The 8,737-nt window shown below is 45.4% G+C and carries 8 protein-coding genes and 1 tRNA gene; 3 read left to right on the top strand and 6 right to left on the bottom strand.

Annotated elements, in window-relative coordinates; all coding sequences use genetic code 11:
• Positions 1-38 precede the first annotated feature (38 nt).
• The 3 genes from IJ23_RS21295 (at position 39) to IJ23_RS21285 (ending at position 3,780) form a co-directional block, all read left to right on the top strand.
• A tRNA-Asp gene (locus IJ23_RS21295) sits at positions 39-115 on the top strand.
• 939 nt (positions 116-1,054) lie between these two features.
• Positions 1,055-2,626: an ABC-F family ATP-binding cassette domain-containing protein gene (locus IJ23_RS21290; RefSeq protein WP_025768822.1), complete on the top strand. Its 1,572-nt coding sequence runs from the start codon at positions 1,055-1,057 to the stop codon at positions 2,624-2,626.
• Complete coding sequence (locus IJ23_RS21285) at positions 2,623-3,780, top strand: MFS transporter (RefSeq protein ID WP_033907298.1); 1,158 nt, start codon at positions 2,623-2,625, stop codon at positions 3,778-3,780. Before IJ23_RS21290 ends, IJ23_RS21285 begins: the two co-directional genes overlap by 4 nt.
• Positions 3,781-3,854: 74 nt before the next feature.
• Here the strand turns inward: IJ23_RS21285 and fis are convergent, their stop codons facing one another.
• From fis to aroQ, 6 genes are all read right to left on the bottom strand, one after another.
• Complete coding sequence (gene fis, locus IJ23_RS21280; RefSeq protein ID WP_000462885.1) at positions 3,855-4,151, bottom strand: DNA-binding transcriptional regulator Fis; 297 nt, start codon at positions 4,149-4,151, stop codon at positions 3,855-3,857.
• Between the two features lie 23 nt (positions 4,152-4,174).
• Positions 4,175-5,143 (bottom strand): tRNA dihydrouridine synthase DusB, encoded by a 969-nt coding sequence (dusB, locus tag IJ23_RS21275; RefSeq protein WP_005382505.1) that lies wholly within the window; start codon positions 5,141-5,143, stop codon positions 4,175-4,177.
• A 139-nt stretch (positions 5,144-5,282) separates the two neighbouring features.
• On the bottom strand, positions 5,283-6,170 hold the full coding sequence (gene prmA, locus IJ23_RS21270; RefSeq protein ID WP_033907297.1) for a 50S ribosomal protein L11 methyltransferase: 888 nt from the start codon (positions 6,168-6,170) through the stop codon (positions 5,283-5,285).
• A gap of 165 nt (positions 6,171-6,335) precedes the next feature.
• Complete coding sequence (gene accC / locus IJ23_RS21265; RefSeq protein WP_005382509.1) at positions 6,336-7,679, bottom strand: acetyl-CoA carboxylase biotin carboxylase subunit; 1,344 nt, start codon at positions 7,677-7,679, stop codon at positions 6,336-6,338.
• A gap of 14 nt (positions 7,680-7,693) precedes the next feature.
• Positions 7,694-8,155 (bottom strand): acetyl-CoA carboxylase biotin carboxyl carrier protein, encoded by a 462-nt coding sequence (accB, locus tag IJ23_RS21260; protein WP_033907295.1) that lies wholly within the window; start codon positions 8,153-8,155, stop codon positions 7,694-7,696.
• A gap of 61 nt (positions 8,156-8,216) precedes the next feature.
• Positions 8,217-8,666 carry a type II 3-dehydroquinate dehydratase gene (gene aroQ, locus IJ23_RS21255; RefSeq protein WP_033907294.1) on the bottom strand — a complete coding sequence of 150 codons (450 nt, stop codon included), beginning with the start codon at positions 8,664-8,666 and terminating at the stop codon, positions 8,217-8,219.
• Positions 8,667-8,737 lie beyond the last annotated feature (71 nt).

The following is an 8,737-nucleotide window of genomic DNA, read 5'->3' as shown; positions in this document are numbered from 1 at the left end:
AGCGGACACTTGCTTATTAAAGTGAGTGATACCACTGCGGAGTGGTAGTTCAGTTGGTTAGAATACCGGCCTGTCACGCCGGGGGTCGCGGGTTCGAGTCCCGTCCACTCCGCCACTTATATTAAGCCCCAGTCGAAAGACTGGGGCTTTTTTCGTTTTGGTTCCCCGACTTACCTTAAACCCACTTTCGTATTGAAACCTTGCATCGAGAGGCCGGCTTCCCTCTGGCGATGCTTTCTAAGCCCTATATGAGTGAAGTGGAACTCAGTTTTGTGTGGTTTCTACTGAACCGGGTCCTAGTATCGAGCGCTAGTTCTCAGCCCTTGTGCTTACTTACCAAAGCTTCCTTTATTATTACCTGGAAAATTTATTCACTAGGTTATGTTATTTTCGGGGGAGATTTCTCTGCTTTAGATGTTTTGATTTAGCCATAGGCGCTTATTAATATAAACTCAGCGCATTTAAAACTTTCCAAACATGGATTTTGTTTTGTCGACCTATTTAAGCCAGTGTCTTAAAGTATATTCGCTACTTCTTCCCTCTAACCCTCTCCAACCTTCAAAGCCACCACTACGTACGTATAACGTGAGCGGTATAGGTGCTTTCATAGCTGTGTTTGCTGAGTAAGCAGTTCACCTGGCACATTGACTGAGGAAAAGTCTTCTTTCTGTGGACCTTCGTGTAAGTCACGATAGTTTTAATAATTATCTGGTACTTTTTATTCTAAAGGTGTACGCTTCACATCGAATATTTTTTCGACAGTAAATCATGTTATATCTCTTGTTTAAAAGCTTTGTAAGAAGGCTGAACTCCATGCAAAAAACGCGATGAAGTGTTGCTCGGAGTCTTAAATTAATCTTCATCAGGTGTTTTATGTGTGGGTAGCTTCGCTGAAGTTATACGCAGGAGCTTGTACACCTGATAAAAGAGAAGAGATGGCCGGTGATATTTCATCATCGGCCTTTTTGTATCTGTTAAGCAGCTACAAAGCATTACCCAGTATTGAAATAAGGGCCGGTATTGATCACCGGCCCTTTTTTATTTGGTTGAAAACATGAGTATTTTACAAGTTAAAAATTTGTCTTATCAGATAGCTGATAAGACGTTATACAACAACGTAACCTTTCGTATTAACGTGGGAGAGAAAATAGGTATCACCGGAGCGAATGGTGTTGGAAAAAGCACCTTATTAAAATTGCTTATTGGTGAATTATCTGCAGATAAGGGCTGCATTGACTGGTTACCAAACCTTGAGGTGGGGTATTTAGAGCAACATTTTAAGATGGATAATGCGCTGACGGTTTATGAATGCTTAAAGAGTGCTTTTGAGAACTTATACGCTGCCGAGCAGAAGCTTTGGACTTTGTATCAGGCGATGACCGAGTCTCACTCTACATCTCTTTTAAGCCAAGTCGCTCGGCTACAGGCATATTTAGAAGATGAAGACTTCTATGCAATTAATACCAAAATTGAACGAGTTGCTGTAGGTCTTGGTATTTATCAATTTGGCTTAGATACACCGCTTGTCTCGCTAAGTGGTGGTCAAAGACACAAAGTCCTTTTAGGCAAGTTGTTACTTCGCAACCCCGATGTGTTAATTCTTGATGAGCCGACAAACTATCTTGATGCTCCGCACATTGAATGGCTAGTCGCGTTTCTCAATGATTACATTGGCACCGTTTTACTGGTTTCTCATGATATTGATTTCCTTAATCAAGTAGCGACCAGTGTTTGTGATATTGATTATCAAACGGTTCGAAAATACAGCGGTACTTATGTCAAAGCAATGCAGCAAAAGCAGCACGACGGTGCTTTATTAGAAAAGCAATATAAGGCTCAGCAAAGTGAAATTCGAAAGTTAGAGAAATTTATTGCCCAAAATGGTGCAGGAGTTAACGCCAGTCTTGCTAAAGGGCGTAAGAAGAGACTGGATAAAATCGAACGTATTCAACTGAATCATGTAGAGAAAGTATCGACGTTTGACTTTGCTTACCAGCCCATTGAGCAACCGAATGTGGTTGAGGCAAAAGCGTTGATGATCGGTTATCAGCAGCCTCTGCTTCCAGTATTTGATATCACGTTAGCGCGCGGGGAAAAGTTGGTTGTTGCTGGCTTTAACGGCGTGGGTAAGTCGACCTTACTTAAAACCCTGATGGGGAAGATCGAGCCACTCTCTGGTGAGGTGGTATTGGCAAAAGGTGCAATGATTGGTTATTTTTCTCAAGATTTGTCTTGGCGCCATCCTCAGAACACGCCTGAACAGGAGCTGTGCTCTTGTGCGCCAACAATCTCAAGCAAAGAGTCACGCAAGCTATTAGCTCGCTTTGGGATTACGGGGGATAAGACGCAGCGCCACTTAGATACATTGAGCGGTGGTGAGCAAACTCGGGTGAAGTTGTGTTGTTTATCGGTTCAGAAATGCAATGTTTTGCTGTTGGACGAACCAACAACACACTTGGATAGCAGCAGTAAAAATGCGCTTAAAGAGGCTCTCCAGCGCTTTTCCGGTAGCGTGATTGTGGTATCTCATGAGAAGGCATTTTTGCAATCTTGGCCTGATAGAGTTTTAGATATTTCGTTGCTCACTTGTGCTGAATCGGAAACAGAACAGGAGGTGGAGCTATGATGCAGTCCATGATCCTATTTCTCGTTGCTTTTCTTGTTGGTGCTGATGAGTTGATGCTTGGATCTATTCTTGAACCTATCGGAAATGATTTAAGTGTTCAACCGAGTCAGGTGACCTTATTTATTACGGCATATAGTTTAGCCATAGCAATTTTCGCTCCTTACTTGGGCCGTTTATCAGACCGAGCTGGGCGTATTCGTATCATGGTGCCTGCTTGCTTTGTATTTGGGGTTGTGCCTATTACGACGGGCATAGTTCATGATTTTGAACTTGCTATTGCAACTCGTGTGATCACTGGTATTGCAAGTGCAGGCATGTTACCAATTGCATTCGCGTTAGCGGGAGACGCGAAGGGTAATAGAGCGATGCGTCAAATTGTGATGGTTCAGGCGGGATTAACGCTAGGTATGATAACTAGCCCGGCGATCGGAGCATTGTTGACCCAGCTTTTATCATGGCGTGCCGCTTTTATTATTTTGGGCGTTGCGGCTCTTTTTGTCGGTGCCATGAGCGTAGTGTTCATGAACAACAAGCATAATGAGTCCAAGAAGTCAGATACTCTGCCACCTATCGCAGACGTCATTCATCTTCCAGGCGCGTTGAGAGCGATTCTAGCGATGTGTTTAGGCCTAGGGGGAGGTATTGGTGTATTTAACCTGATAGGCCTCCATATTCGAGATACCAGCGAGTTGGCGCTCGGTTGGGTGGGCGCTATTTATGCTGCTCTAGGGATCGTGAGTGTGGTTGGAAATATGTGCGTGGCGAGAGCTTCTCGCTGGCTTGGTAGCTCTCGAGCCGTTATGCGAGTGGCTTTAATGGTGTGCATACCTTGCAGTGCATGGGTGTTCTCAAATGAGATGAGTACGGTGACCGCTTATCTTCCAGCTCTAGTGCTCTGGTCTCTTGCTGGAGGGGTAGGCTCTCCGGCGTTACAAGCACATATAGCAAGCTTATCTGATGAACATCGAGGTGTGCTGATGTCTTCTGGAATGAGTATGATGCACTTTGGTGTCGCGATTTGGTCTGCCTTGGCGGGCTTTGCTTATTCTGTAGGTAGTGAATGGGTCGCTGTCGTGGCTTTGTTATTGTTTGGCTCAGCGGTAGTTATATTAAAGCCAGTTGGTAATGCTGAACAAAGTGAGCGTTATTCGTAGTGTTTTAGTAGATAAAGAAAAGCCGTTATCTAAAAAGGTAACGGCTTGTTCCAAATACTTTTTGAAAGCCGGTCTTAGTTCATGCCGTATTTCTTAAGTTTCTTGCGAAGAGTACCGCGGTTGATACCCATCATAGTTGCTGCGCGAGTTTGGTTACCGCGAGTGTACTGCATGATAGTATCTAATAGTGGCTGTTCAACTTCAGCTAGAACTAATTCGTATAGTTCTGTTACTTCCTGGCCGTTTAGTTGAGCAAGGTAGTTTTTAAGAGACGCTTTAACAGAGTCACGTAAAGGCTTCTGAGTAATCTGGTCTTGTGACGTTACTGTAGTTACTGTTAATGCTTCTGAAGTCAGATTTTGTTCGAACATATTCGGTCTAGCTCTTCTCTTAATTATGATGCAACGTTATCAAAATAACCTTCTAACGCCTCAATTTGCAGCGGAGCTGCGTCGATAGCGTTGAAGGTACGGCGAAACTCACTTGCCTGTTCATGCTCTTTCAGGTACCACCCAACGTGCTTGCGCGCGATACGTGGACCTAAGAACTCCCCATAAAATTCATGCAGAGCATTTACATGACCAAGCATAATGGTTTTCACTTCCTCAGTTGGAAGTTCCTCCATTGTGGTGCCGTTTTCCAAATAGTGATGGATTTCCTGGAAAATCCAAGGACGACCCTGGGCAGGGCGTCCAATCATTAAAGCGTCCGCACCGGTGTACTCCAGTACAAATTTGGCTTTCTCCGGGCTATCGATATCACCGTTCGCGATAACCGGAATTGAAATCGCCTCTTTTACCGCTTTAATGCTGTCATATTCGGCCTCACCTTTGTACATACATGCTTTCGTTCTGCCATGCAGAGCAAGGGCTTGTATGCCGCAGTTTTCGGCTAATTTAGCGATCTGGACACAGTTCTTGTTGTCTGTATCCCAGCCAGTTCGAGTCTTTAACGTTACAGGAACGTCCACTGCATTCACGACCGCTTTCAAAATCTCTTCGATAATGTTTGGGTATTGAAGCAGAGCAGAGCCCGCTAGCTTCTTATTCACTTTTTTTGCCGGGCAGCCCATGTTGATGTCGATGATTTGTGCACCGTTCTCAACACTGAATTGAGCTGCGTCCGCCATAAGCTGTGGATCGGAACCCGCAATCTGTACAGAGCGAATGCCCGATTCGCCCTCGTGTACCATGCGCTGTTTCGACTTTGACGTTCCCCATAGTTTTGGGTTAGCAGACATCATTTCACTGACGGCCATTCCCGCACCATAGCGAAGACACAACTCGCGAAACGGTCTATCCGTTACACCAGCCATAGGGGCTACGATTAGATTGTTCTTAAGTTGATAGTTTCCGATTTTCAAAACGTCATCACAGTTCTGTACCAGCAAGGGCGCGCATTTTACGCATTTTTTCACTGCGTGAAAAGACTAATATTTGAGCATTTACAAATTGTTTTTGTAAATTGTATGAATTTCAAACAATTAGCTCTGAAAACCTTGTCTAGCCTTGCTTACGACCAGAGATGCGACACCATTCACTTTGCTCAACAATCGGGTCAATGTGAAGCTCGTCACGGTAATAGTTCGCAACATCTTCAGCTTGAGTGTCTAATACGCCGGACATAGCGAGGTCGCCATTTGGCTTAACTAGTCCTTTGATGATAGGTGCAAGTTCACGTAAAGGTCCCGCAAGGATGTTGGCCACAACGACGTCAGCGACGAGACCTTCTGGTTGATTTTGCGGTAAGTAAACTTCTAGTTTGTCTGCAACGCCATTACGCTCAGCATTGTCTTTTGAAGCAAGCAGGGCTTGAGGATCAATGTCGATCCCTATCACTTTTTCAGCGCCCAGTTTGATCGCTGCGATCGCAAGAATACCTGAGCCACAACCGAAGTCGATAACGGTCTTACCGCTTAAGTCCATGCTTTCTAGCCACTCAAGACAAAGTGCTGTTGTAGGGTGAGTACCCGTACCGAATGCAAGGCCTGGATCCAACATAACATTAACAGCGTCAGGATCTGGGATGTCGCGCCAGCTTGGACAAATCCATAAGCGTTCACCAAATTTCATTGGGTGGAAGTTTTCCATCCATTCGCGTTCCCAGTCTTTATCTTCAAGCTGTTCTACTTTGTAAGCAAAATTGTCAGCCAGCATATTGCTCGCTTTAATTTGGTCGATGATGAAGTTAGTGTCTGCTTCTGCATCATACAGTGCCAGAATATCAGTATCGCCCCATAAGCGAGTTTCGCCAGGTAGAGGTTCGAATACAGGTGTATCCTGCGCGTCTAAGAATGTAACAGACAGCGCGCCAGTCTCTTCCATTAGCATATTGCCGATTTGCTCAGCGTTTTCATTGGTCGCGTTGAGTTTGATTTGAATCCAAGGCATTGGTTTTTGCTCTTAAAGTGAATGAAGTGGCGCAGAGTTTACCAGAACTCTACGATTTGTTTGAGTATATACCCAAATAAGCCGATTTATATGTTGAGCCCTTTGCGTACATATAAAACAAAAATGCCCACGGGAGTGGGCATTTTTTAAGACGTTTGCTTAGGCTTATTGTAAGCCAAGCTTCTTCTCTAGGTAGTGGATGTTTGCACCACCGTGTTGGAAGTTTTCGTCATTCATAATGGAGAATTGCAGTGGCACGTTAGTTTTGATGCCTTCGATGATCATCTCACCCAGTGCGTTTTTCATACGTGCAATCGCTACATCACGGTTCTCACCGTAAGTGATCAGTTTACCAATCATTGAATCGTAATGAGGTGGTACTGTGTAGCCTGTGTAGATATGAGATTCCCAACGTACACCCATACCGCCAGGAGCGTGGAAACGCTCGATCTTACCCGGAGATGGTAGGAAGCGCTCAGGATCTTCTGCGTTGATACGACACTCAATCGCATGGCCACGGATCTTAATATCATCTTGAGTGAATGACAGAGGCTGACCCGCTGCAACACGAAGCTGTTCTTTGATTAGGTCGATGCCAGTAACCATCTCTGTTACTGGGTGCTCTACCTGAATACGAGTGTTCATTTCGATGAAGTAGAACTCACCGTTCTCGTATAGGAATTCAAACGTACCTGCGCCGCGGTAACCGATCTCGATACATGCACGAGTACAGCGTTCACCGATGTACTTACGCATTTCTTCTGTGATACCAGGTGCTGGAGCTTCTTCCACTACTTTTTGGTGACGACGTTGCATTGAACAGTCACGCTCACCAAGGTGGATTGCGCCGCCTTGACCGTCAGCAATAACCTGAACTTCAACGTGACGAGGGTTTTCTAGGAATTTCTCCATGTAAACCATGTCATTGTTGAACGCCGCTTTTGCTTCAGCACGTGTCATTGCAATGGCTTGGATAAGGTCTTTCTCTGCGCGAACAACACGCATACCACGACCGCCGCCGCCGCCAGATGCTTTGATGATTACTGGGTAACCAATGCGCTTAGCAAATGCTTTGTTTTTCTCTTCGTCATTGTCTAGAGGGCCGTCAGAACCCGGTACACAAGGAACGCCTGCTTTCTTCATTGCATTGATAGCAGATACTTTATCGCCCATTAGGCGGATAGTGTCTGCCTTTGGACCAACGAAGATGAAACCACTGCGCTCAACTTGCTCTGCGAAGTCTGCGTTCTCAGACAGGAAGCCGTAACCTGGGTGGATAGCCACAGCGCCAGTCACTTCTGCTGCAGAAATGATGCGTGGAATGTTTAGGTAGCTGTCGATACCACGAGCAGGGCCGATACATACGGTTTCGTCTGCGAGTAGTACGTGCTTAAGATCGCGGTCAGCTGTCGAGTGAACAGCGACGGTCTTAATACCTAATTCTTTACAAGCGCGAAGAATACGAAGTGCAATTTCACCTCGGTTCGCGATGACTACTTTGTCTAGCATAAGGCAAGCCCCGCTTATTCGATTACAACAAGAGGTTGGTCGAATTCAACTGGTTGGCCGTCTTCAGCTAGGATTGCTGTAACAACGCCAGATTTGTCCGCTTCGATTTGGTTCATCATTTTCATTGCTTCAACAATACATAGAGTATCGCCAGCATTTACTTTCTGACCCACTTCTACGAATGCTTTAGAGTCTGGGCTTGGAGAGCGGTAGAAAGTACCAACCATTGGAGAAAGAACTTGGTGACCTGCAGGTGTTGCTGCTGGAGCTTCTGCTGCTGGCGCTTCCGCTACTGGTGCCGCTGCTACTGGAGCAGGTGCCGCCGCTGGAGCTGCTGCGTATTGAATTGGTGCTTGAGGGGCTGCAGTGCCATGACGGCTGATGCGCACTGACTCTTCACCTTCAGAGATCTCTAGCTCAGCAATGCCAGACTCTTCAACTAACTCAATTAGCTTCTTGATTTTACGAATATCCATCTTTTCTTTCTCTTTTATCTTGTGATTAAGACAACCCTCGTAGGGTTGCAGAGTGTTAGGGTTACTTTGCCTGTAGCTTATTGATCGCTGCAGACAGAGCAAATTCATAACCTTGTGCGCCTAAACCGCAAATCACACCCTCTGCTTTATCTGACAGATAAGAGTGATGACGGAATGGTTCACGTGCGTGCACATTTGATAAGTGCACCTCAATAAATGGGATGGCGACGCCAAGTAATGCATCTCGCAGCGCCACACTAGTATGAGTGAAAGCCGCTGGATTGATGATGATGAAGTCAATCTTGCCATAGGCAGCGTGAATGGCTTCAATCAGTTCGTACTCACGATTTGATTGTAGGTGTTTCAGTTCTACCCCAGCGTTATGGGCTTGCTCTGTAAGAGTATCCACAACTTGAGCTAAGGTACTGTGACCATAGTGTGTCGGTTCGCGCAGACCCAATAGATTAAGATTTGGTCCGTTTAGAACAAGAATCCGTGACTTTGCAGACATTGTGTTGCTATCTTCCCTTATCGTGAGTGGAACGTTTATATTCCCAAATATACGATAGTTCAGCACGATTT

It is taken from the genome of Vibrio sp. OY15 (assembly GCF_000742455.1).
In the GTDB taxonomy this organism is placed as follows: Bacteria; Pseudomonadota; Gammaproteobacteria; order Enterobacterales; family Vibrionaceae; genus Vibrio; species Vibrio alginolyticus.
This window is presented reverse-complemented; position numbering and strand designations above follow the sequence as displayed.